The organism is Rhodoferax sp. RT5P35 (assembly GCF_056521385.1).
This window is the reverse complement of the sequence record NZ_JBWMAX010000002.1, coordinates 267648-289666: the sequence shown is the minus strand read 5'-3', so window position 1 is coordinate 289666 and position 22019 is coordinate 267648. Positions and strand designations below refer to the sequence as shown.

Here is a 22019-nt window from a genome sequence, read left to right as displayed (position 1 = left end):
GTCAGGCTGGCTAATGGTGTAGCCCGCCACTACACTGCTTGTAACAAGAGGCGCACCATGAAAAAACAACAGCCGGAACGGTTTTGGGAAGTAGACCTGGGTGCGCTGCTGGTGCTCTGGTGGAACGATATTTCCACGTTTGCCAAAACAGCGCTGATGTTCTGCGCCCTGGCCTTGCCAGTGCTGATCCCGGCGCTGATCATGTGGCTCATGCTGGTCAACAACATCAGCTTTGAAACACCGCCGTAGGCTCCCAGCCGCTTAGGCGCGGCCCCGCGCAGATTACAGTGGATGGACTGGCAGCTTGCGGGTTGGTGGCACCAATGCGCTGGCGCGTACAGCCGAATGCGCCGTCCCTTGCCCCAGGTGAAATACCGCGACCGCGTCCACCAGTTCTTGTGCCTGGTTCTTCATGCTGCTGGCGGCAGCAGCCATCTCTTCGACCAAGGCGGCATTTTGCTGGGTCGCATGGTCCATCTGGGTCACGGCCTCGCCCACCTGGGAAACACCTGCACTTTGTTCGTTGCTGGCAGCGCTGATGTCGGCCACGATATCGGTGACGCGTCGGATGGCCTGGACCACTTCGGTCATGGTGGTGCCCGCCTTGTCCACCAGGGTGGTGCCTTTTTCGACCCGCTCCACGCTGGTCGAAATCAGCAGTTTGATCTCCTTGGCGGCATCGGAGCTGCGCCCGGCCAGACTGCGCACTTCGCTGGCCACCACCGCAAACCCGCGGCCCTGCTCGCCCGCGCGGGCCGCTTCCACGGCAGCATTCAGTGCCAGGATATTGGTCTGGAACGCAATGCCGTCGATCACACCGATGATGTCCGAAATCTTCTTCGAGCTTTCGTTGATGCCCTGCATGGTGGTCACCACCTCGGCCACCACCTCGCCGCCCTGCACCGCCACTGTGCTGGCGCTGTGGGCCAACTGTTTGGCCTGGCGGGCGTTATCGGCGTTTTGCCGCACGGTGGAGCTCAGTTCCTCCATCGACGCGGCGGTTTGCTCCAACGCACTGGCCTGGCTTTCCGTGCGGCTGCTCAGGTCGTGGTTGCCCTGCGAGATTTCGGCACTGGCGGTAGCGACCCCCTCCGAGCCCTGGCGCACCGTGGTCACCACCCCGACCAGGCTGTCCTGCATTAGCTTGAGCTGCGCCATCAGGCTGGTACTGTCGCCCACTGGTACCTGGATCGGCGTAGCCAGGTCACCCTGCGCCACGGACCGCGCCACCTCAGCGGCCACCCGGGGCTCACCGCCAAGGGCACCGACCAGACTGCGGATGATCAAGATGCCCATGCCCAGAGCGGCCGCAATGGCCAGCGCACTGGCCAGCAGCAAAAGCCGCCGCGCTTGGGTGTAGCCGCTGCCTTCGTCCAGCCCGCCTTTGCTGGCCATGCCGCTGACCTTCACCAGCGCCGCCAACAAAGGACGGCACTCTGTGTTGATCTTGGCAATGGCCTCTGCGGTTTTACCCTCTACCGCCAACCGGGTGATCTCTAGCGCGATGGGTCCGTACAAGGCCTCGATGCGGGTCATCTCGGCCACCATACGGATGTCGCCGGGATTGGCATTCGGATTGGCTTTGATCGCATCGTTAAGCTTGGCGATCGAATCCTGGGTGGTCTGGTGGGCCTTCACAATCGCCTGCCGCTCCAGCTCACGGTCTTCCGGCTGGGTGGCCAGCACCAGATTGCGCGCGGCAATGGCCCGTGCGCTGATGGCGGCACGCACTTCATCCACGAGCTGGTTCTGCTTGACCACCACCTCGTTGTAGTTGGTAAATTTACCGTGGGCGTTGTCCAGCGCCTGGATCGCGACCAGGGCTACCACCAGCACCAGCGCCACCAACACACCAAAAGCGAACGTGAGCTGACCTTTGACAGTCATATTTTTGAGGTTCATTGCTTGCCTTTCAAACTTGAAAACGACCCGGCCAACCGACGAGCGGCTGGATTAGTTTGTTTTAAAAAGCAATCAAATGAAGGGGGCTCTGGCCTGAATATCCTTAATTTTGACGATAAACCAGCGCATATCGGGTACGGTAGCGCATGGCCATTTTTGGCATAAAAACAGTCTCTAGCGTATATTCAACTTACGCATATAGCTACGCCATTTATAGCAAACGTGCGGCTTGCAGCGTATCCCGCGTTTCCAACGCCACGCGCCGGGCCGCATCGGCAAAGTCATCCCCGCTGGACGCATACAGAATCGCCCGCGACGAATTCACAATCAGAGGGCCGTTGGCCGTCCAACCGGCCTGCACCGTGGCGCGGGCATCGCCACCTTGTGCACCCACGCCGGGCACCAGCAGCGGCACGGTGGGGGCCAGGGCACGCACACGGGCGATCTCGTCCGGGTAGGTGGCACCCACGACCAGGCCGAGCTGGCCGTTCAGGTTCCACGGGCCCTGGGCCAGCTGGGCCACGTGTTCAAACAGCAGGGGCTGGCCGGGCACGCTGGCCAGGCGCTGGTTTTGCAAATCGTCACCGCCGGGGTTGGACGTGCGGCAGAGCAAAAACGCGCCTTTGCCGGGGTACTTCAGGTAGGGCTGCACCGAGTCAAAACCCATAAAGGGCGACAGGGTGACCGCATCGGCCTGGTAGCGCTCGAAGGCCTCCACCGCGTACTGCTCTGCGGTGGAGCCGATATCGCCGCGCTTGGCATCCAGGATGATGGGTACGTGGGGTGCCACGCGGCGGATGTGGGCCACGATGCGCTCCAGCTGGTCTTCGGCGCGGTGGGCGGCAAAGTAGGCGATCTGCGGCTTGAAGGCGATGGACAGGTCGGCCGTGGCATCGACGATGCGGGCGCAGAAGTCGGCTATTCTGCTGGCATCGCCACGCCATGGGCCAGGAAAACGGGCCGGATCGGGGTCAAGCCCGACGCAGAGCATGGAGGCATTGCGCTGCCCGGCGTTGTGGAGCATGTCAAGGAAGGTCATGGCGGTGGATTTTAAAGGGCCGGCTTGCACAATAGCCTGCTGCCCCCAGTTGTTGGCTTTACAGAAAGTCCTTCCATGTCCGCCGTCCTGCAAGTCCAGCCCCTGGGTTTCCCGTGGGCCACCATCGACCCGTTTTTGTTCTGTGCCTACCACGACGATGCCTACCCCCAAGCCAACGCGCAGATGGGCCCGGCCACCTCGCTGGCGGGTCGTGCCATCGGGCAGGACTTCAGCCGCAAGGACGGTTGGAGCATGTACCACGGCGACGTGGTGCCCGGCTTTCCACCGCACCCGCACCGGGGCTTCGAGACGGTCACCATCGTCCGCAAAGGGATGGTAGACCACGCCGATTCGCTGGGGGCCAGCGCCCGCTACGGTGCGGGCGACGTGCAGTGGCTGACCACCGGGCGCGGCATCGTGCACGCCGAGATGTTTCCGCTGCTCGACCAAGGCGCGCCCAACCCGCTGGAGCTGTTCCAGATCTGGCTGAACCTGCCCGCGCGCAACAAAATGGTGGAGCCGCACTTCACCATGTTCTGGCAGCACGAGGTGCCGCGCACCACGTTCACCGACGCGGCGGGCCTGGCCACCGAGGTATTGGTCACTGCAGGCAAGCTGGCCAATGCCACGCCCCCTGCCCCGCCGCCCGACTCCTGGGCCGCCCAGCCCGAGGCCGACGTGGCCATCTGGACCATCACCATGGCCGCCGGTGCCCGCTGGACCCTGCCTGCAGCCCGGGGGGCCGACACGCAGCGGCAGCTGTATTTCTTCAAAGGCCAGTCGGTGCAGATCGGCGGACAAGCCGTCTCCAGCCACGCAGCCATCACTCTGGATGCCGGGATGGAGGTGGAGCTGGTCAACGGCCCGGTGGCCAGCGAATTCCTGCTGCTGCAAGGCCGCCCGCTAGGCGAACCCGTCGCCCAGTACGGCCCGTTTGTAATGAACACCCGCGCCGAGATTGAGCAGGCCATGGCCGACTACCGCCGCACCCAGTTCGGCGGCTGGCCCTGGGGCGACGAGGCGCCGGTGCACGGCAAGGACCCAGCGCGGTTCACGCAAATGGTAGGCGGGGAGAAGGTGTTGGCAGCGCCCCAGGTGTGAGTTCCGGCGGGTTGCGTAGACAGGGAGCGCGTCGCCCATAATCGTTGGGCACCCACTTTCATTACACGAACGCCATGGCCACACTCATCCCCGCGCTCAGCGCTTGCGTGGCCCGCATGACTTCGGGCGAGCGGCGGCTGGCCGAGCGGCTGGAGGCCAAGCTGGATGCGGACTACCTGCTGTGGTTTGACGTGCCCGTGGGGCCACGGCAAAGCCACCCGGACTTCGTGGTGCTGCACCCCCGACGCGGGCTGCTGATTCTGGAGGTGAAGGACTGGCGGCTGGCCACCATCGTGCGGGCCGACAAGTCCACCTGGGACATCTTGCCCGGCGGCGAACCCAAAACCGTGGACAACCCCGCCGAGCAGGCCCGCCACTACGCGCTGCAGGTGGTGGATGCCTTGAAGCGCGACCCGCAACTGGTCCACGCCGATGGCCGCCACCAGGGCAAACTGCGCTTTCCGTGGAGCCATGGCGTGGTGTTCAGCCACATCACCCGCAAGCAATTCACCGATGCAGGGCTGGACCAAGCCATCGCCCCCAGCCGGGTGGTGTGCTCCGACGAGATGACCGAGGGCGTGGACCCGGAAGCATTCCAAAGCCGCCTGTGGGACATGTTCCCGTACGACATGCTGGGCGGCGTGCTGTCGCTGCCGCAGATCGACCGGGTGCGCTGGATTCTGTTCCCCGAAGTGCGGGTGCCGGAGCAGGTCACACCGTTGGATGACGATGCCGACCTGCCCGGCATCATGCGGGTGATGGACATCCAGCAAGAGCAGTTGGCCCGCAGCCTGGGCGACGGCCACCGCGTGATCCACGGCGTGGCGGGCTCGGGCAAAACCATGATTTTGGGCTACCGCGCCGAGTACCTGGCCCGCGCCGAGGCCGAGGGTAAGCCGGTGCTGGTGCTGTGCTACAACGAGCCGCTGGCGGGCAAGCTGGCCGCCGCGATGGAGGCCAAAGGCATTGCCGACCGGGTGCACGCCCGCCACTTCCACAAATGGTGCCGCGACCAGCTGGTGGCTTATGGCCAAAGCCTGCCGCAAGACGGCACAGGCTTCTCGGACGAGCTGGTGGACAAGCTCATCCGTGCGGTAGACCGCAGGCAGATCCCTGGCGGCCAGTACCGCGCCATCCTGATCGACGAAGGCCACGACTTCAAGCCCGCGTGGTTCAAACTGGTGACCCAGATGGTGGACCCGCGCAGCAACAGCCTGCTGGTGCTGTACGACGATGCGCAAAACATCTACGAACGCACCCGTAGTCGCCAGTTCAGCTTCAAGAGCGTGGGCATCCAGGCGCAGGGCCGCACCACCGTGCTGAAGATCAACTACCGCAACACCCAGCAGATTTTGCAAACCGCCAGCCTGATCGCCGCCGAGCTGCTGTCCGCCCAGGACATGGACGACGACGGCATTCCGCTGGTGCGCCCGGTCAGCTGTGGGCGCGAAGGCCCGCCGCCGCAGATCATCCGCCTGCCCAGCCTGCGCGACGAAGCCTCGGCCATCGCCGACCAGCTCAGCGCCGCCCACCAGGAGGGCCACGCCTGGGGCGACATGGCGATTTTTTGCCGCCACCACTGGATGCTGGACGAGCTGGCCCGCCCGCTCAAAATGCGCAAGCTGCCCTACCAGGTGCGCCGCGGCACCGGGCCGGGCAACTTCAACCCGCTGGCCGACAGCATCAAGCTGATGACCATGCACGCCTGCAAAGGGCTGGAATTTGCCGTGGTGGCCCTGCCCGGCATCGGCCAGATGCCCATGCGCTTTGCCGACGAAAGCGCCGAGGCCCGGCTGTTCTACGTCGCCGCCACCCGGGCCACGCAGCGGCTGGTGGTGACCGTGAGTGGCGAGGGCAGTTTTGGCCACCGGCTGGCACCCTTAGATCTGCAATCAAATTAATAGCTACTTGCGCAAGCAGCATATGCGCTAGAGGTCGATTTGGCTTAAATTTACAAGCGGTAACGCCGGTGCGCGAAAATACGCACTACTTCTTCTCCAATGCCCTGACCGACCTCCTTATGAAAATCGAAAAAAACACCGCCGTCACCCTGCGCTACAAGGTGGCGGATGCCAAAGGCCTGCTCATCGAAGCACCCAAAGACCCGATGGTCTACCTGCACGGCGGCTACAACAACACCCTGCCCAAGATCGAAGCCGCACTCGATGGCCGCGTGGCGGGCTATTCGGTCACACTGGACCTGCAGCCCGACGACGCGTTCGGCCTGCGCGACGAGTCGCTGGCGCGCAGCATCCCCAAGAGCGAGTTCCCGCCCGGCGTGAAGGTTGGCGGCCAGCTCAAGGGCATCAATGACAACGGCAGTGAGCAAATCTACAACGTCGTCAAGATCAAGGGCGACCAGGTGCTGCTGGACGGCAACCACGCGCTGGCGGGCAAGGCGCTGCGCTTCACCGTCACCGTGACCGGCGTGCGCGCAGCATCCGAGGAAGAAATCACCCACGGCCACGTACACGGCGAGCACGGCCACCACCACTAAGTTCTGAGGAAACCGCACCATGACCACCCCCTCCGCCGTGATGGCCCCCCGCGACAAGGCCGACATCCTGGCCCAGGCCCTGCCCTACATCCGCCAGTACCACGGCAAAACCATGGTCATCAAATACGGCGGCAATGCCATGACCGACCCGGCGCTGCAGCAGGCCTTTGCCGAAGACGTGGTGCTGCTCAAGCTGGTCGGCATCAACCCGGTGGTGGTGCACGGCGGCGGCCCGCAGATCGAAGCGGCGCTGGGGCGGCTGGGCAAAAAGGGCCAGTTCATCCAGGGCATGCGTGTCACCGATGCCGAAACCATGGAAGTGGTCGAATGGGTGCTGGCCGGCCAGGTGCAGCAGGACATCGTGGGCCTGATCAACCAGGCCGGTGGCAAGGCAGTGGGCCTGACCGGGCGCGACGGCGGCATGATCCGCGCCAAGCAGCTGCGCATGGCCGACAACACCGACCCCAGCGTGTTCCACGACATTGGCCAAGTGGGCGACATCGAGAGCATCGATCCCAGCGTGGTCAAGGCGCTGCAAGACGATGCCTTCATCCCGGTGGTCAGCCCCATCGGCTTTGGCACCGACAACACCAGCTACAACATCAACGCAGACGTAGTGGCAGGCCGCCTGGCCATTGAGCTGCAGGCCGAAAAGCTGCTGATGCTGAGCAATATCCCCGGCGTGCTCAACAAGGCAGGCGAGCTGCTGCCCGACCTGACCGCAAAGGACATCGACGCCCTGTTTGCCGACGGCACCCTGTCGGGCGGCATGCTGCCCAAGATTGCCGGTGCGCTGGATGCCGCCAAGAGCGGCGTGAAGGCGGTGCACATCATCGACGGCCGGGTGCCGCACGCGCTGCTGCTGGAGATACTGACCGACCAGGCTTTTGGCACCATGATCCGGTCGAACTAGATGGCCGAGGCATTGGCAGAACACGCGGCAGAGGAAGCCCCGCGCAAGCGCCCCAAGCCGGGCGAGCGCCGGGTGCAGATTCTGCAAGCCCTGGCCACCATGCTGGAGCAGCCGGGGTCTGAGCGCATCACCACCGCGTCCCTGGCGGCCCGGCTGGACGTGAGCGAGGCGGCGCTGTACCGGCACTTTGCCAGCAAGGCGCAGATGTTCGAGGGGCTGATCGAGTTCATCGAGCAGTCGGTGTTCTCGCTGGTGAACCAGATCATGGCCACGGCGGGCGATGCCCCGGGGCCACTGCAGGCACGCCGCATCGTCTCGGTGCTGCTGCAGTTTGGCGAAAAAAATCCCGGCATGGCCCGGGTCATGGTGGGCGACGCCCTGGTGTTTGAAAACGAGCGCCTGCAGCAGCGCATGAACCTGTTTTTCGACAAGATCGAGGCCACGCTGCGCCAATGCCTGCGCCACAGCGACCCGGCCAGTGACACCCCCACGGTGGACGCGCAGGTACAGGCTTCGGTGATGACGGCGTTTGCGGCGGGAAGTTTGCAGCGCTTTGTGCGCTCGCACTTCAAGCGGCTACCCACCGAGCACCTGGAAGCGAGTTTGCGCGGCTTGCTATCTAATAAATAGCTGCCATCCCATGCAGCGCCTGCACTATTGGCCGATTTAGCCTCTAAAAGCCAGCTCAGGCCGCTGCAGCCGCTTTGTACGGTTTGGGTTTGTTGAACGGGCTGGTGTAGGGCTTGGTGTTGAACTTGCCGTGCGGCAGGCTGGCCAGTCGGGCAAACAGGCGGCCACAGTAGCCGTCAATGCCCAGGCATTTGTTCAGCTCGTCCACCGGCAGTGGGCCGGACACCACCACGATGTCGTTGGCATAGTCTTGCGCCCCGGCGGCCCGCAGCTTGCGGCGTGCACCCATGGCCCAGGACTGGATGCGGGTCGGGTTGCCGTGCTGGTGCAGCTCGCCGGTGCTGATATCAAAGGCAATGGCCACCGTGTCGGTCTTCAAACGAAAGCGACGCTCCCCCGTGACCGCGCTCGGAGGCGTGTCCATGTCGTACAGGTAGTAGCTGCCGCCTTTGAGTTGGTATTGCAGTTCCATAGCGATTACAGGATATAGCCTGCATTGTGGATGATATTTTTCACACCCCGAGCATAAATTAACCACCAAACGCGGGTTAACTCCCTGCCCATACCGGCTTTTACCAGCGGTTACAGACACAGCGTACCTGGCCCCCCAAGCCCCGGCAACACCCGGCCCCCGATAATCGGGGCATGACTACACCGAACCAGACCTCTTCTTCTGCGCCCGCCACCACCGATTTCAGCAGCCTGCCGCTGGCCCCCGCCATGTTGGCCAACCTCACCCAGCTGGGGTATTTGCAGATGACCCCCATCCAGGCCGCCAGCCTGCCGCTGGCACTGCTGGGCCAGGATTTGATCGCCCAGGCCATGACCGGCAGCGGCAAAACCGCCGCCTTCGCCTTGGCCCTGCTGGCGAATCTGAACGCCCGCCGCTTCGCCGTGCAGGCCATGGTGCTGTGCCCCACGCGCGAACTGGCCGACCAGGTGAGCGTAGAGATCCGTCGCCTGGCCCGGGCCGAGGAAAACATCAAGGTGGTGACCCTGTGCGGCGGCGTGGCCCTGCGCGGGCAAAACGCCAGCCTGGAGCACGGCGCGCACATCGTGGTGGGCACGCCGGGCCGCATCATGGACCACCTGGAGCGCGGCCACCTGGACCTGTCGGCCCTGAACACCCTGGTGCTGGACGAGGCCGACCGCATGCTGGACATGGGCTTTTTTGAGGACATGGCCACCGTCATCAAGCAGTGCCCCAAAGAGCGGCAAACCCTGCTTTTCTCGGCCACCTACCCCGAGGGGATTGAGAAATTGAGCCAGCAGTTCATGCGCCAGCCCAAAAGCATCACCGTGCAGGCCCAGCACGCGACGAACAAGATCGCCCAGCGCTGGTACCAGGTGGAAAAGTCCGAACGCCTGGCCACCGTGGGCCGGCTGCTGAACCACTTCCGCCCGGCCAGCACGCTGGCGTTTTGCAACACCAAGCTGCAGTGCCGCGCCCTGGTGGCCGCTTTGCAAGCCGAAGGCTTTAGCGCGCTGGCGCTGTACGGCGAGCTGGAGCAGCGCGAACGCGACCAAGTGCTGGTGCAGTTTGCCAACCGCAGTTGCAGCGTGCTGGTGGCCACCGACGTGGCCGCGCGTGGGCTGGACATTGCCGACCTGGCCGCCGTGATCAATGTGGACGTGACGCCGGATTCCGAAGTGCACATCCACCGCATTGGCCGCACCGGCCGCGCCGGAGCCGAAGGCCTGGCGTTGAACCTGGCTTCGATGAACGAGATGGGCTTTGTGGGCAAGATCGAGGTACTACAAAACCGCGAATCCGAATGGCACCCACTGGAAGAGCTGACTCCCACCAGCAAAGAGCCACTGCGCCCGCCGATGATGACACTGCAAATCACGGGCGGCAGAAAAGAAAAGATCCGCGCCGGGGATGTGCTGGGCGCGCTCACCGGCGATGCTGGTTACACCCGCGAGCAGATCGGCAAGATCAACGTGAACGAATATTCCACCTACGTGGCCGTAGACCGCCGCATCGCCCATGAGGCCGAGCGCAAGCTGAACGCGGGCAAGATCAAGGGCAAGAGCGTGCGCGTGCGCCTGATGACAGGTGAAGATATTTAGGCACAAAAAAGCTTCTAGCCTTCGTCCTATATGCGCTGATAGCTATGAAATTTGATATTCAGCCAGTGCGTTTCAACGTGCACACGCTGATGTCGAATTTTTTTACATGCCTCAGGGAAAACCCTAGTGTTTAGTAATGTAAGCCCTTGTTTTTAAACAGCTAAAGACTATTGGCATAGTAACTGCGCTAGTTGCTACAGTTATTACCAACTGTTACCTCTTCACTGTCCTATGCTGAAAAAAATACTGGCCACTGCCGCACTGCTGATCACCACGGCCATGGTGCAGGCCACGCCGGTGTATGTCGGTAACTACCAGGTCGATGCGGGTCCGTCGTGGATGGCGAATCCCAAGGTCTATTCCGCCACCGAAGCCGCGGCCCTTTTGTTTGGTGGGGTGGCCAGCGACTACGACATCTCCACTGTGTCGAACAATCCGCTGGCCATCAACCATTTGGGTTGGTATTCGGTGGTGTGGCGGGATGGCGGAACGGCGTTCAACGAGGATTACAAAGTGGACCTGGGCAAACCTGGCTACAGCGACATGCCTACCATCGAAGCATCGGCTGTATCGGCCTACGTGAAGGACAACGCCCTGGGCGTGGCTTACACCAACTACGTTTTCCGGGTCAATACCGTTCCCGAGCCCACCTCACTGGCTTTGGTGGGTGTGGCTCTGGCGGGCTTGGCATTCGTGCGCAAGAGAAAAATCCGTTAAATCCCAACAGATTGCTCCCAAATACCCCGCACTGCGGGGTATTTTTTTGTGCTCTTACGGAGCCAGACGCAGCATTTCCACGTGCGGAATGTTGTCTTCCAGGTACATGTCTGACACCGGCACAAAGCCGAAACCCTGGTAGAACTTCAACAGATACTGCTGGGCGCTGATGCGGTTGGGCTGGCCGGGCCAGGTGGCCGTGCAACGCGCCAACGCCTCGGTCAGCAGCAATTGCCCTAAGCCCTTGCGGCGGAAAGCCGGGGCGGTAAGCACCCGGCCCAAGGAGGGCTCAGGGTAGTTGGTGCCAGGGTCGGCCACCCGCAAATACGCGGCCAAGTGCCCATCAGACCAAGCCAGCAGATGCCACGCCACCGGGTCCAGCGCATCGGCCTCCTGGTAGACACAGTTTTGCTCCACCACAAACACCGCCACGCGCTGCACCATGGCAGCGTGGAATTCCACCGCACTCAAATCCCCCAGCCGCGCCCACTGAAAGCGCAGCTCAGCCCTTTGCATTTTGCAGGGCGGCGATGCGTTGTTCGATGGGGGGGTGGGTCGAGAACAACTGGCCAATGCCACCGGCAATGCCAAAAGCGGCCACGCTCTTGGGTAGCTCGGCCGTGTGCAGGCCGCCCAGGCGGGCCAGGGCGTTGATCATCGGCTGGCGGCGGCCCATAAGCTGGGCGGCACCGGCATCAGCGCGGAATTCGCGGTGGCGCGAGAACCAGGCCACCACCATGGACGCGGCAAAGCCCAGGACGATATCGAGCACGATAGTGCTGACGTAGTAGCCGATGCCGGGGCCGCTATTGCGGTCGTCGCCCTTGCGCAAGAAGCTGTCTACCGCGTAGCCGATGACGCGGCTCAGGAACACCACAAAGGTGTTCATCACGCCCTGGATCAGCGTCATGGTGACCATGTCGCCATTCGCCACGTGGGCAATTTCATGGCCCAGCACGGCTTCGATTTCTTCGTGCGTCATGCCTTGCAGCAGGCCGGTGGACACGGCCACCAGGGCCGAGTTTTTGAACGCACCGGTGGCAAAAGCATTGGGGTCGCCGTCGAAAATGCCGACTTCGGGCATGCCGATCTGGGCCTTGTCGGCCAGGCGGCGCACGGTTTCCATGATCCAGGCTTCGTCGGCGTTTTGCGGCTGGGTGATAACGCGCACACCCGATGTCCACTTGGCCATAGGCTTGCTGATCAGCAGCGAAATAATCGCGCCGCCAAAGCCCATCACCAGCGCAAAACCCAGCAGCGCACCCAGGTTCAGCCCGTTGGCCGTGAGGTAGCGGTTGACCCCCAGCAGGCTGGCCACCACGCCCAGCACGGTGACGACCAGCACGTTGGTCAGGATGAATAACAGAATGCGTTTCATAGGGTGTCCCAAGAAAATAATTGGTAGTTAGATGGGGCTTTTGTAAAGAAGTTCAAGCCACGAAACGTCTAAGAACGCGGTGGGCGGAAGACCTGGGTGTCGGCATAAAAGCCCGGGTCGGCATTGTCGGCGCACCAGCCCGGCACGCCCAGCACCTGCAAGGGCAGAAAAGGCTTGCTGCCCAGGTGGGCCGCGCTGAGCTGGGCTGCAATGGTCGCATCAAGATTTACTACAGAATTAATAGCTACTGGCGCAGAGTAAACATGGGCAGTAATCGGTTTTCGTGGATAAATGAGTTTTTCCAGCAGCGCGTGGCCAAACAGCACCAGCTGGGCCTGCGCCCACAGGGGCCGCAGCGTGATAAACAGCCGCTGCCAATCCCTCAATCGCAAGGCCTCCCACAGCGCGGGCGGGGCGATCAAAAAGGCGGCGTTCTCGTCAAACACCGTCAGCGCATCGCGCACCGGACCGCGCAAAGGCCGCACGCCATCTAACGCAATCTGCGCCGCCTGCAACTGGTTGAGCCGGGTTTTTATCTGCGGAAAATGGTGCCAGCACAGGCCGTTGAAAAAGTCGTGCAGATTGTCGCGGCTGGGGCACTGGCGGGTGTGGAAGATAAAGTTCTCATAGGCCTCGCCGGGCGGCAGCGAGAACTGGGGCACGAAGCGCACCGGGGCGGGCGCGACGGCGTTCAGAGCGGCGGCGATCCCCTGGTGGGCTTGCGCGGCCACCGCCTGGCCCACCGCGCGGTAAGGGGCCAGCCAGGGGGCGGACCAGTCGATCTCCGGCAGGCTCATCCCGCCAGATAGCGCAGCCGGGTGGGCTGGATCTCGGGGCTGAGTTCAAAGTGGGCAGCGTATTTTTTGAAGAACTTGATGGAGGAGCCGTTTTTGCCGATCAGCTTGGCATCGTGCAGCAGCTTGACGGCATCGTTCAAGGCCACGGTTTTGCCGTCTTGCAGGCCCGGCACGACGGCCAGGATGGCGGCGACGGCATCCGCCAGCGCGGGTTGGGCAGAAGATGCAACCGGTGTAGCAGCGGGGGCCGGAGTGGGTGGCCGGGCCTTAGGCACCGCTTTGGCACGCGGGGTGGCTTTTTTGGCAGGTGGTGCCTTGGCTTTGGGTGCGGGCTCCGTATCCCCGGCACTCTTGGAGCGCACGATGAACACCTGCTCGTAGTAGGCGCGGATGTCGGGCGAGAGCTTGGTTCTTTGCGAGAAGCAGATCAGCCGCACGCCGCGTTCGCGCAGGCGCAGGGCCAGCGGGGCAAAGTCGGCATCGCCGGTGCCGATGGCGATCACCGCGGGGGCGCATTCATACCAAAGGTCGAGCGCGTCCACGGCCAGCAGCATGTCGGTGGTGTTCTTGGTCAGCGGATCGTTCAGGATGGGGCGGATCGCCAAGTCACGCATCACCGTGGCCAGGCCCTTGAGGTTGTCGGCGCTGCCATAGGCGCGGCGTATCGCCACCGGGCCAACCAACTCGGTCAGGCGGCGCAAGGCCTCTTCCACCGATTCGGACGAAGACAGATTGTCGGCATCGATCAGCAGCGCAACGCCGCCACGGCCTTGCAGGGAAGAGGTGATTTGCATGTTCAATGCTCCGGTGGGTTAACCAATCAGTTTCCAGGGCAAGGCTTCGCCCGACCGCAAGGGTTTGAGTTGCGCGTCGCCAAAGGCAAAGCTGTCGGGCGGGGTCCAGCTCTCGCGGGCCAGGATGATGGTGCCGGTGTTGCGCGGCAGGCTGTAGAAGGCGGGGCCGTTGAAGCTGGCGAAGGCTTCCAGTTGGTCCAAGGCACCGGCGTTGTCGAAGACTTCGGCGTACATCTCGATGGCGGCATGCGCCGTGTAGCAACCGGCGCAGCCCGAGGCGTGCTCTTTCAGGTGGGTGGCGTGCGGCGCGCTGTCGGTGCCCAGGAAGAACTTGGCGCTGCCGCTGGTGGCGGCTTCAACCAGCGCCAGGCGGTGGGTTTCGCGCTTCAGCACCGGCAGGCAGTAGTAGTGCGGGCGCAAACCTGACCCATTCGCGCCGGTGAAGATCGCGTTGCGGTTGTACAGCAGGTGCTGGGCGGTGAGGGTGGCGGCGGTGAATGCATCGGCGTCGCGCACGTACTGGGCGGCTTCACGTGTGGTGATGTGCTCAAACACGATTTTTAGTTCAGGGAAGTCACGGCGCAGCGGGATCAGTTGCTGGTCGATGAAGACGGCCTCGCGGTCGAACAGGTCAATGTCGGGGCTGGTAACTTCGCCGTGCACCAGCAGCAGCATGTCGGCGCGCTGCATGGCCTCCAACGTCTTGTAGATTTTGCGCAGCTCGGTCACGCCCGCATCGCTGTTGGTGGTGGCACCGGCGGGGTAGAGCTTGGCGGCCACAATGCCGGCGGCCTTGGCGCGGGCGATCTCATCGGGCGGCAGACTGTCGGTCATGTACAGGGTCATCAGCGGGTCGAATGCCACGCCAGCCGGCACTGCGGCCAGGATGCGCTCGCGGTAGGCCAGGGCCTGGGCGGTGCTGGTCACGGGCGGACGCAGATTCGGCATGATGACGGCGCGGCCAAACTGTGCGGCGGTGTGCGGCACGACGGTGTGCAGGGCTTCGCCGTCGCGCACGTGCAGGTGCCAGTCATCGGGGCGGGTGATGGTGAGGGTGGTGGGAGTGGCTGAAGTCATGGGCGGAATTGTCGCATTGCAAAAATGCAGGTGGAGGCGGGCAAAAAAAATCCTCCGAAACCATGGCAGGCCTCGGAGGATTCTCGGGAGTCGGCAGCGGTTAGTGCGCCAGGATCTTGTTCAGGAAATCCTTGGTGCGCGGCTGGCGATTTTCGGGGTGGCTGAAGAACTCGTCCTTGGAGCAGTCTTCCAGAATCTTGCCCCCCACGTCGATGAAGATCACGCGGCTGGCCACCTTGCGCGCAAAGCCCATTTCATGGGTCACGCACATCATGGTCATGCCCTCGCCGGCCAGTTTCACCATCACGTCCAGCACTTCGCCGACCATTTCGGGGTCGAGCGCCGAGGTGGGTTCGTCGAACAGCATGACCATCGGGTCCATGCTGAGCGCCCGGGCAATTGCCACGCGCTGCTGCTGGCCACCCGAGAGCTGGCCGGGGAACTTGTCCTTGTGCGCCATCAGGCCCACGCGGTCCAGCATCTTCAGGCCACGCACCTTGGCATCGTCCGGAGTGCGGTTCAGTACCTTGATCTGCGCCAGGGTCAGGTTTTCGGTGACCGACAGGTGCGGGAACAGCTCAAAGTGCTGGAACACCATGCCGACGCGGCTGCGCAGCTTGGGCAGATCGGTCTTGGGGTCGTGCAGGGCAATGCCGTCCACAAACAGCTCACCCTTTTGGAAGGGTTCCAGCGCGTTGACGGTTTTGATCAGGGTGGATTTGCCCGAACCCGAAGGGCCGCACACCACTACCACATCACCCTTTTTGATGCTGACATTGCAGTTGTTCAGCACCTGCACAGGGCCATACCACTTGGATACGTTTTCAATTTCAATCATGTTTTACTCCTCGGCTCGAATGACGGTGCTTATTAGCGGACGATGGCAATTTTGGCTTGCAGCTTTTTAACCAAGTATGACAAGCTAAAGCACAAGATGAAGTACACCACGGCGGCCAGCAGGTAGGCTTCTTCCGGGCGGCCATAGATCTTGCCTGCAGTGGTAAAGCCTTTGAGCAAGTCGTAGGCACCAATGGCGTACACCAGCGAGGTGTCCTGGAACAAGATGATGGTCTGCGTCAGCAGAATCGGCAACATGTTGCGAAACGCCTGCGGCAGGATCACCAGTTTCATGTTCTGCGCATAGGTCATGCCCACGGCCTGGCCCGCATGTACCTGGCCACGCGGGATGGACTGGATGCCTGCGCGCATGATCTCGCTGAAGTAGGCCGCTTCAAACGCAATAAAGGTAATGATGGCCGACAACTCTGCGCCAATGGGCCGCCCGATCAAGAACGGAATCAGCAAAAAGAAGCCCAAAATCACCATCACCAGCGGCAAGGAGCGCATACCGTTGACGTAGAACGTGGCAGGCACCATCAAGACCTTACGGCCCGACAGGCGCATCAGTGCCAGCAGGGTACCGAAGAAGATGCCGCCTATGGTGGCAATCGCGGTGAGTTCCAGGCTGAAGATGAAACCTTGCCGTACGAACTTGCTAACGATTTCCCAGCTGAAGAAACTTAGGTCGAGTCCGCCCATATCAATGCCCCCCGCCTGTGCCACCGGCTACAACGAAGCCGGGGATCTGGATTTTTTTCTCGATGAACGCCATGACGCGGTTCACCACCACAGCGGACACCACATACAGCAGGCACACTGCCAGATACACCTCGATCGGCCGCGAGGTTTCTTCGCCCACCTGGGTGAAATAGAAGGTCAGCTCTGGAATGGACACCGCAAACGCCACCGAAGAGTTCTTTAGCAAATTCATCGACTCGCTGGTCAACGGCGGGAAAATAATGCGCACGGCCATGGGCAAGATCACATAGCGGTAGGTCTGCGCGGTGGTGAAACCCACGGCCATGCCGGCATAGCGCTGGCCTTTGGGCAGGGCCTGGATACCGGCACGCACCTGCTCGGCGATCCGTGATGAGGTGAAAAAGCCAAGGGCCATGACCACCAACGCAAAGCCCGGAATATGCTGCATCGGCGGAAAGATCTTGGGTAGCACAAAGTACCAGATGAATATCTGCACCAGCAATGGAACATTGCGGAACAGCTCTACCCATACGTTGGCAATGCGCACCAGCCAAGGGCTGTTAGGCAAGGTGCGCAGAGTGCCCATGAAGGCCCCCACCACGATCGCGACCAGCCACGAACTGCCCGCAACAGCCAGAGTCCAGCGCCACGCCTCCATCAGCCATTGCAGATAGGTGCGCCCACTGCCGTCATCGTTGAGAAATATCTGCCAATCCATAACACTCTCCATCCAGATGTTGGTCGCCTGCCGCAGACCGCGGCATAGCACCCTGTAAGCAAATGCTTCCACCTTAAAGCAAAAACCCTGCCCCCAAAGCTTGCGGGCAGGGTGGTGTACCGCCTAGGAGCAGTGTTACTTTTTAGCGTAGTCTTCTGCAGGCTTGTCGTTTAGATTCGCCCAGGCGGCTTTTGTAGCCTCGCTGGCGGGCAGGCCAACCTTGACGTTCTTGGGTGGGATAGGTTGCATGAACCACTTGTCATACAGCTTGGCCATTTCGCCGGTTTTGACCATGCCGGCGATGGTGTCGTCGGCCATCTTCTTGAAGGCAGGGTCGTCTTTGCGCAGCATGATGGCAATCGGTTCGACGCTCAAAGGCTCGCCAACAATTTTGTACTCGGCAGGGTTCTTGGCAGTCGAAATATTGCCCGCCAAAATTTGGCCGTCCATCACGAATGCATCGGCGCGGCCAGACTCCAGCAGCAGGAAGCTGTCAGCGTGGTCTTTGCCAAATACTTCCTTGAAGTCGATGCCCGTCGCACGTTCGTTCTTGCGTAGCAATTGCACAGACGTGGTTCCCGTCGTGGTGGCCACGTTTTTGCCGTTCAGCTGGGCGATGGTGGTGATGCCGGAGTTGGCCTTGACTGCGATGCGCACTTCTTCCACGTAGACAGTGTTGGCAAAAGCCACGTCTTTTTGGCGGGTGGCGTTGTTGGTGGTGGAGCCGCACTCGATGTCTACCGTGCCGTTTTGCACCAGCGGAATGCGGTTTTGAGAAGTCACCAACTGGTATTTGATGTCCAGCTTTTTACCGACCGCTTTTTCCAGATTGGCAATGATGTGTTGGCACACCTCGTAGTGGAAACCGGTGTATTTACCGTCACCCAATGTGAACGCAAGTGCGCCTGAAGAATCCCGTACGCCCATGGTGATGGTGCCGGAAGCCTTGACCTTGGCAATGGTGTCGGTGGCCTGTGCAAACGCACCGCCAGCAGCTAAAGCAGCCACAGCAAAGGCGAGCAAATTTTTCTTCATGAAAACTCCAAGGTAAAAGATAAGAACTACACAACGTAAATTTTAAAGAAACAGGCACAAGGGATAACCCTCGCGCCCACTCTTGGTGCATTCAGTGGGATTAAAAACAACCAACTCCTCCGCACTATGCAGACTTTATGCCTGCACGGGAAAGGGTTTACCACGGCGCCCTGCCCCCTGAGATTAGTCTACCAAAGCTATATACAAATTAAAATTAGGCAAAAGAGTGAATGCTCCAATTTATTTTAAATATATAGCATGCATTTTGTATGCCATGTTTAACGGTCACCGCGGACCAGGGCGATAGGCTGGGTCAGTTTTTCGGGTACCAGCAGGGCTTCCAGCTCGGCGCGGGTCATGATGCCCAGCGCCTCGGCCACTTCGCCGATAGGGGCTCCGGTCTGCATGGCAGTTTTGGCGATCAGGACCGACTTTTCGTAGCCGATGAGCGGGTTCAAGGCGGTCACCAGCGTCACCGATTCGCGTACGCGCTTGGCTAACAGTTCGCGGTTCGGCTCGATACCGGCCACGCAGTTGGTCTGCAAGGTGCGGCAGGCCTGGCCGAGATGCTCAATGCTTTTGAACAGGCTCCAGCCCATGATGGGTTCGAACGCATTGAGCTGCAACTGGCCAGCTTCGGAAGCCATGGTCACCGTCATATCGTTGCCGATGACCTCGAATGCCACCTGGTTCATCACCTCGGGGATCACCGGGTTCACCTTGCCCGGCATGATGCTGGAGCCCGCCTGGCGGGCGGGCAGCCGGATGTCACCAAAGCCAGCCTGTGGGCCGCTGGACAGCAGGCGCAGGTCGTTACAGATTTTGCTGAGCTTGCAGGCCACGCGCTTGAGCACACCCGACAGCTGCACGAAGGCACCCGTGTCTTGCGTGGCTTCGATCAGGTTACTGGCTTTTTCCACCGGTACACCGCTGATTTCGGCGAGCAATTGGCAGGCCCGGTCCGAATAGCCAGCCGGTGCATTGATGCCGGTGCCGATGGCGGTGGCACCGAGGTTGATTTCCTGGATCAGCGCGCGGGCTTCACGCATGCGGGCCTCGTCTTCGCCGATCATGATGGCGTAGGTCAAAAACTCCTGGCCCAGGGTCATGGGCACGGCATCTTGCAGCTGGGTGCGGCCAATTTTCAGAATGTCTTTGAATTCAAAAGCCTTGGCCTCAAAGCCTTCACGCAAAAATGCCATGGAGGCCAACAGACGCTCAATGCCCAGCCACAGCGCGATACGCACCGCCGTGGGGTACACATCGTTGGTGCTCTGCGAGGCGTTGACGTGGTCGTTCGGATGCAGCACGTCGTAACGGCCTTTTTCCAGGCCCATTTTTTCGAGGGCCAGGTTAGCAATCACCTCATTGGCATTCATGTTGGTCGAAGTGCCCGCGCCGCCCTGGATCACGTCCACCACGAACTCGGTGTGCAACTTGCCCCCCACCAGGTCGTCACAGGCCAGCACGATGGCATCGGCCAACTTGGCATCCAGCACACCCAGTTCCACATTGGTCCGGGCGGCGGCGGTTTTGACAAAGGCCAGCGCACGGATCAAATCCGGCATGGCCGAAATACAGGTGCCGGTGATGGGAAAGTTGTCTACTGCACGGGCGGTGTGCACGCCCCAGTAGGCGGCTGCCGGGATCTGCTTTTCACCCAAAAAGTCATGTTCAACGCGGAAATCGGTAGACATACAAACCCGTGGCAGTTGTGAAGGTGGCGAACTGTAAAGGCCCGCTTATCCAAACACCAATGCCGTTTGCATGCGGCGTTATGCATAGCCGTCATAGATCTGACACATAGGCCACACCCCAGGCGCATGGCCCTCACCACCCAAGCGCTGTTACGGCTTTATTTGGTCGGCTTCTGCGATGCCAGGTAAGTCCACAAGGCCTGTGCCGTGCCCTTGGCCGCAGCGGGGCCATTGGGTTTTTCGCGGTAAGCGCGCACGTCCATGGTCATCTCCAGGCCGGTCAAGCCAGACGGTGCCGCGCTGACCAGTTTGCGGGAGCGCAACTCTTTCTTGACCGCGCTATAGGGCAGGAAGGCAATGCCGTGGCCTTCCAGCGCCATGGCTTTCAGGCCTTCGGCCATGTCGGTCTCGTACACCCGGTCCAGGTGGATGGGCGTAGCCGACTGCTTCAAAATCATGTCCACCGTCTGGCCCAGATAAGCACCCGGTGCGTAGCCCAGGTAGGGGAGCAACTGCCCCGGACGGCCCGGCAACTGGAACAGCGGTGCGCCATCGGCATCGGCCTTGACATAGGGTGCAATCACCTCCTGCCCCAGGCTGACCATCTCATAGCGGTCAGCGGCCAGCTGAAAGGGCTGCGAACTGTGGTGGTAGGCAATCAGCAAATCGCAGCTGCCTTCGACCAGGCGCATCACTGCGTCGTGCACGTTCAGGGCGATCAGGCGGCTTTTGATGGGGCCGAACTTCTCGCGCAGCAACGACACCCAGGCCGGAAAAAAGGTGAACGCCAGCGTGTGCGGCACGGCAAATTCGATCACGTCCTGCCCGGCCGAATGGTGGCCACGCAGCATGGCACGGGTGCTTTGCAGCGCCTGCAGCACCTCCAGCGACTGGGCATAAAGCGTTTCCCCTGCCGGGGTCAGGCGCGTGGGGTAGGAGCTGCGGTCCACCAGGTCGGTGCCCGCCCAGCCCTCCAGCGCCTGGATGCGCCGCGAGAACGCAGGCTGGGTCACGTGCCGCAACTGGGCCGACCGGCTGAAGCTGCGGGTTTCAGCCAAGCTGACGAAATCTTCAAGCCATTTGGTTTCCATGGCTAGATTATGGACGCGGCTTAGATGGGCGACACCACGGTTTGACCCGCAAAGTGCCGCGTCGCGTTCTCGATAAAGCGCTGCACCGACGCTTCAATGGCCTGGGGCGACCAGCCGCCCACGTGCGGGGTCAGTACCACGTTCGCCACGGTGTCCAGATCCAACAGTTCGGCGGGGGGCTGGGGTTCGCTCTCGTACACGTCCAGGCCCGCACCGGCCAACTGGCCTGCACGCAGGGCCGCAGCCAGGGCGGCGGTATCCACCACGCTGCCGCGCGACACATTGACCAGATAGCCGCCCGCACCCAGCGCGGCCAGCACCTCGGCCCCAATCAGATGGCGGGTGGCCGGACCGCCCGGCGTGGCCACCACCAAAAAGTCGGCCCAGGCCGCCAGCGCCACCAGATCGGCAAAATAGGTGTGTGCCACCTGGGGCTGGGGCTTGCGCCCGTGGTAGCCAATCTGCATGCCAAAGCCCAGCGCCCGCTGCGCCACCTTGTGGCCAATGCCACCCAGGCCGACGATGCCCATGCGGCGGTGCGACACGCTGGCGGACAAAGGAAGGGCCTCGCGCCACACGCCCTGGCGGCACTGCCGGTCCAGCTGAGGCAGATTGCGCACCACGGCCAGCAACAGCGCCATAGCATGGTCGGCCACGCAGTCGTCGTTGGTGCCCGCGCCATTCGCCAGCACCAGGCCGCGCGCCCGGGCGTGGGCCACGTCGATATTCTCGAAACCCACGCCGAGTGCGCAGACGATCTCCAGGGCGGGCAGGACATCCATTTCGGCGGCGGTCAGGCCCACACTGCCAATGGTTAGCACCGCACGGATGGCTTCGCCATCGGCGGCGATATGGGCGGCCCGCAGCGCAGGCGTGGGTGCATACAGCAGCTCAAAATGCGGCGCCAGCATGGCCTGGTGCACATCGGCCATGAAGTTCAAAACCAGGACGCAAGGGCGGGGAGCGGTCATACAAAGTGTTTCACTATCAAATAAATAGCTGCTTGTGCAGGCGCAATATG

Annotated in this window: 23 protein-coding genes; 8 read left to right on the top strand and 15 right to left on the bottom strand. The window is 62.0% G+C overall.

Going from position 1 to position 22019, the window contains the following annotated elements:
• Positions 1–57 precede the first annotated feature (57 nt).
• Complete coding sequence (locus AC097L_RS03540) at positions 58–249, top strand: hypothetical protein (RefSeq protein WP_479584769.1); 192 nt, start codon at positions 58–60, stop codon at positions 247–249.
• 33 nt (positions 250–282) lie between these two features.
• On the opposite strand, the gene AC097L_RS03535 is transcribed toward AC097L_RS03540, so the two are convergent.
• Both AC097L_RS03535 and pyrF read right to left on the bottom strand, forming a co-directional pair.
• On the bottom strand, positions 283–1902 hold the full coding sequence (locus tag AC097L_RS03535; protein ID WP_479584765.1) for a methyl-accepting chemotaxis protein: 1620 nt from the start codon (positions 1900–1902) through the stop codon (positions 283–285).
• Positions 1903–2113: 211 nt separating this feature from the next.
• Entirely contained in the window at positions 2114–2941 is an 828-nt protein-coding gene (gene pyrF / locus AC097L_RS03530; protein ID WP_479584762.1) for an orotidine-5'-phosphate decarboxylase, read from the bottom strand.
• Between the two features lie 75 nt (positions 2942–3016).
• Here pyrF and AC097L_RS03525 point away from each other — a divergent pair, with 75 nt between their 5' ends.
• The 5 genes from AC097L_RS03525 to slmA all read left to right on the top strand — a co-directional run bounded on the left by AC097L_RS03525 (position 3017) and on the right by slmA (position 8082).
• Positions 3017–4042 carry a pirin family protein gene (locus AC097L_RS03525; protein WP_479584760.1) on the top strand — a complete coding sequence of 342 codons (1026 nt, stop codon included), beginning with the start codon at positions 3017–3019 and terminating at the stop codon, positions 4040–4042.
• 74 nt (positions 4043–4116) lie between these two features.
• The gene (locus AC097L_RS03520; RefSeq protein WP_479584758.1) at positions 4117–5943 is read left to right on the top strand and encodes a DEAD/DEAH box helicase; all 1827 of its coding nucleotides are present in this window, start codon (positions 4117–4119) and stop codon (positions 5941–5943) included.
• A 119-nt stretch (positions 5944–6062) separates the two neighbouring features.
• Complete coding sequence (locus tag AC097L_RS03515; protein WP_479584756.1) at positions 6063–6539, top strand: FKBP-type peptidyl-prolyl cis-trans isomerase; 477 nt, start codon at positions 6063–6065, stop codon at positions 6537–6539.
• Between the two features lie 19 nt (positions 6540–6558).
• Entirely contained in the window at positions 6559–7452 is an 894-nt protein-coding gene (gene argB / locus AC097L_RS03510) for an acetylglutamate kinase (protein WP_479584754.1), read from the top strand.
• Complete coding sequence (gene slmA / locus AC097L_RS03505; protein ID WP_479584752.1) at positions 7453–8082, top strand: nucleoid occlusion factor SlmA; 630 nt, start codon at positions 7453–7455, stop codon at positions 8080–8082. It abuts the gene before it with no gap.
• A gap of 55 nt (positions 8083–8137) precedes the next feature.
• Here the strand turns inward: slmA and AC097L_RS03500 are convergent, their stop codons facing one another.
• Positions 8138–8554: a hypothetical protein gene (locus AC097L_RS03500; RefSeq protein WP_479584750.1), complete on the bottom strand. Its 417-nt coding sequence runs from the start codon at positions 8552–8554 to the stop codon at positions 8138–8140.
• Positions 8555–8727: 173 nt separating this feature from the next.
• Between AC097L_RS03500 and dbpA the strand changes: the two genes are divergently transcribed.
• Entirely contained in the window at positions 8728–10155 is a 1428-nt protein-coding gene (gene dbpA, locus AC097L_RS03495; protein WP_479584748.1) for an ATP-dependent RNA helicase DbpA, read from the top strand.
• Between the two features lie 231 nt (positions 10156–10386).
• Positions 10387–10872 carry a PEP-CTERM sorting domain-containing protein gene (locus AC097L_RS03490; RefSeq protein WP_479584746.1) on the top strand — a complete coding sequence of 162 codons (486 nt, stop codon included), beginning with the start codon at positions 10387–10389 and terminating at the stop codon, positions 10870–10872.
• 54 nt (positions 10873–10926) lie between these two features.
• Here AC097L_RS03490 and AC097L_RS03485 read toward each other — a convergent pair whose 3' ends face one another.
• The 12 genes from AC097L_RS03485 to AC097L_RS03430 form a co-directional block, all read right to left on the bottom strand.
• Complete coding sequence (locus AC097L_RS03485) at positions 10927–11388, bottom strand: GNAT family N-acetyltransferase (RefSeq protein ID WP_479584744.1); 462 nt, start codon at positions 11386–11388, stop codon at positions 10927–10929.
• Entirely contained in the window at positions 11375–12250 is an 876-nt protein-coding gene (htpX, locus tag AC097L_RS03480) for a protease HtpX (RefSeq protein WP_479584742.1), read from the bottom strand. The genes AC097L_RS03485 and htpX overlap by 14 nt, the downstream gene beginning before the upstream one ends.
• A gap of 68 nt (positions 12251–12318) precedes the next feature.
• Entirely contained in the window at positions 12319–13047 is a 729-nt protein-coding gene (locus AC097L_RS03475; protein WP_479584740.1) for a DUF3025 domain-containing protein, read from the bottom strand.
• Positions 13044–13841, bottom strand: a complete 798-nt coding sequence (locus AC097L_RS03470) for an NYN domain-containing protein (protein ID WP_479584738.1) — start codon at positions 13839–13841, stop codon at positions 13044–13046. Before AC097L_RS03470 ends, AC097L_RS03475 begins: the two co-directional genes overlap by 4 nt.
• A gap of 18 nt (positions 13842–13859) precedes the next feature.
• Positions 13860–14918: a dihydroorotase gene (gene pyrC / locus AC097L_RS03465; RefSeq protein WP_479584736.1), complete on the bottom strand. Its 1059-nt coding sequence runs from the start codon at positions 14916–14918 to the stop codon at positions 13860–13862.
• Positions 14919–15018: 100 nt separating this feature from the next.
• Positions 15019–15756, bottom strand: coding sequence for an amino acid ABC transporter ATP-binding protein (locus AC097L_RS03460; RefSeq protein ID WP_479584734.1), 738 nt, complete (start codon positions 15754–15756; stop codon positions 15019–15021).
• A 32-nt stretch (positions 15757–15788) separates the two neighbouring features.
• Positions 15789–16457, bottom strand: coding sequence for an amino acid ABC transporter permease (locus AC097L_RS03455; protein ID WP_479584732.1), 669 nt, complete (start codon positions 16455–16457; stop codon positions 15789–15791).
• Position 16458: 1 nt separating this feature from the next.
• The gene (locus AC097L_RS03450; RefSeq protein ID WP_479584730.1) at positions 16459–17187 is read right to left on the bottom strand and encodes an amino acid ABC transporter permease; all 729 of its coding nucleotides are present in this window, start codon (positions 17185–17187) and stop codon (positions 16459–16461) included.
• A 123-nt stretch (positions 17188–17310) separates the two neighbouring features.
• The gene (locus AC097L_RS03445; protein ID WP_479584728.1) at positions 17311–18210 is read right to left on the bottom strand and encodes an amino acid ABC transporter substrate-binding protein; all 900 of its coding nucleotides are present in this window, start codon (positions 18208–18210) and stop codon (positions 17311–17313) included.
• A 278-nt stretch (positions 18211–18488) separates the two neighbouring features.
• Complete coding sequence (locus AC097L_RS03440; protein ID WP_479584726.1) at positions 18489–19907, bottom strand: aspartate ammonia-lyase; 1419 nt, start codon at positions 19905–19907, stop codon at positions 18489–18491.
• A 158-nt stretch (positions 19908–20065) separates the two neighbouring features.
• On the bottom strand, positions 20066–20998 hold the full coding sequence (locus tag AC097L_RS03435) for a LysR substrate-binding domain-containing protein (protein WP_479584724.1): 933 nt from the start codon (positions 20996–20998) through the stop codon (positions 20066–20068).
• 20 nt (positions 20999–21018) lie between these two features.
• Positions 21019–21969, bottom strand: a complete 951-nt coding sequence (locus AC097L_RS03430) for a 2-hydroxyacid dehydrogenase (protein ID WP_479584722.1) — start codon at positions 21967–21969, stop codon at positions 21019–21021.
• Between the last annotated feature and the right edge of the window lie 50 nt (positions 21970–22019).

What these genes read in the sequence shown, in the direction of transcription:
- AC097L_RS03525 (WP_479584760.1), top strand. Translation starts at nt 3,017, where the DNA reads ATGTCCGCCGTCCTGCAAGTCCAGCCCCTGGGTTTCCCGTGGGCCACC.
- AC097L_RS03515 (WP_479584756.1), top strand. Translation starts at nt 6,063, where the DNA reads ATGAAAATCGAAAAAAACACCGCCGTCACCCTGCGCTACAAGGTGGCG.
- AC097L_RS03460 (WP_479584734.1), bottom strand. Translation starts at nt 15,756, where the DNA reads ATGATTGAAATTGAAAACGTATCCAAGTGGTATGGCCCTGTGCAGGTG.
- dbpA (WP_479584748.1), top strand. Translation starts at nt 8,728, where the DNA reads ATGACTACACCGAACCAGACCTCTTCTTCTGCGCCCGCCACCACCGAT.
- slmA (WP_479584752.1), top strand. Translation starts at nt 7,453, where the DNA reads ATGGCCGAGGCATTGGCAGAACACGCGGCAGAGGAAGCCCCGCGCAAG.
- argB (WP_479584754.1), top strand. Translation starts at nt 6,559, where the DNA reads ATGACCACCCCCTCCGCCGTGATGGCCCCCCGCGACAAGGCCGACATC.
- AC097L_RS03535 (WP_479584765.1), bottom strand. Translation starts at nt 1,902, where the DNA reads ATGAACCTCAAAAATATGACTGTCAAAGGTCAGCTCACGTTCGCTTTT.
- AC097L_RS03520 (WP_479584758.1), top strand. Translation starts at nt 4,117, where the DNA reads ATGGCCACACTCATCCCCGCGCTCAGCGCTTGCGTGGCCCGCATGACT.
- AC097L_RS03450 (WP_479584730.1), bottom strand. Translation starts at nt 17,187, where the DNA reads ATGGAGAGTGTTATGGATTGGCAGATATTTCTCAACGATGACGGCAGT.
- htpX (WP_479584742.1), bottom strand. Translation starts at nt 12,250, where the DNA reads ATGAAACGCATTCTGTTATTCATCCTGACCAACGTGCTGGTCGTCACC.
- pyrC (WP_479584736.1), bottom strand. Translation starts at nt 14,918, where the DNA reads ATGACTTCAGCCACTCCCACCACCCTCACCATCACCCGCCCCGATGAC.
- AC097L_RS03435 (WP_479584724.1), bottom strand. Translation starts at nt 20,998, where the DNA reads ATGGAAACCAAATGGCTTGAAGATTTCGTCAGCTTGGCTGAAACCCGC.
- AC097L_RS03485 (WP_479584744.1), bottom strand. Translation starts at nt 11,388, where the DNA reads ATGCAAAGGGCTGAGCTGCGCTTTCAGTGGGCGCGGCTGGGGGATTTG.
- pyrF (WP_479584762.1), bottom strand. Translation starts at nt 2,941, where the DNA reads ATGACCTTCCTTGACATGCTCCACAACGCCGGGCAGCGCAATGCCTCC.
- AC097L_RS03490 (WP_479584746.1), top strand. Translation starts at nt 10,387, where the DNA reads ATGCTGAAAAAAATACTGGCCACTGCCGCACTGCTGATCACCACGGCC.
- AC097L_RS03455 (WP_479584732.1), bottom strand. Translation starts at nt 16,457, where the DNA reads ATGGGCGGACTCGACCTAAGTTTCTTCAGCTGGGAAATCGTTAGCAAG.
- AC097L_RS03445 (WP_479584728.1), bottom strand. Translation starts at nt 18,210, where the DNA reads ATGAAGAAAAATTTGCTCGCCTTTGCTGTGGCTGCTTTAGCTGCTGGC.
- AC097L_RS03500 (WP_479584750.1), bottom strand. Translation starts at nt 8,554, where the DNA reads ATGGAACTGCAATACCAACTCAAAGGCGGCAGCTACTACCTGTACGAC.
- AC097L_RS03440 (WP_479584726.1), bottom strand. Translation starts at nt 19,907, where the DNA reads ATGTCTACCGATTTCCGCGTTGAACATGACTTTTTGGGTGAAAAGCAG.
- AC097L_RS03475 (WP_479584740.1), bottom strand. Translation starts at nt 13,047, where the DNA reads ATGAGCCTGCCGGAGATCGACTGGTCCGCCCCCTGGCTGGCCCCTTAC.
- AC097L_RS03470 (WP_479584738.1), bottom strand. Translation starts at nt 13,841, where the DNA reads ATGCAAATCACCTCTTCCCTGCAAGGCCGTGGCGGCGTTGCGCTGCTG.
- AC097L_RS03540 (WP_479584769.1), top strand. Translation starts at nt 58, where the DNA reads ATGAAAAAACAACAGCCGGAACGGTTTTGGGAAGTAGACCTGGGTGCG.
- AC097L_RS03430 (WP_479584722.1), bottom strand. Translation starts at nt 21,969, where the DNA reads ATGACCGCTCCCCGCCCTTGCGTCCTGGTTTTGAACTTCATGGCCGAT.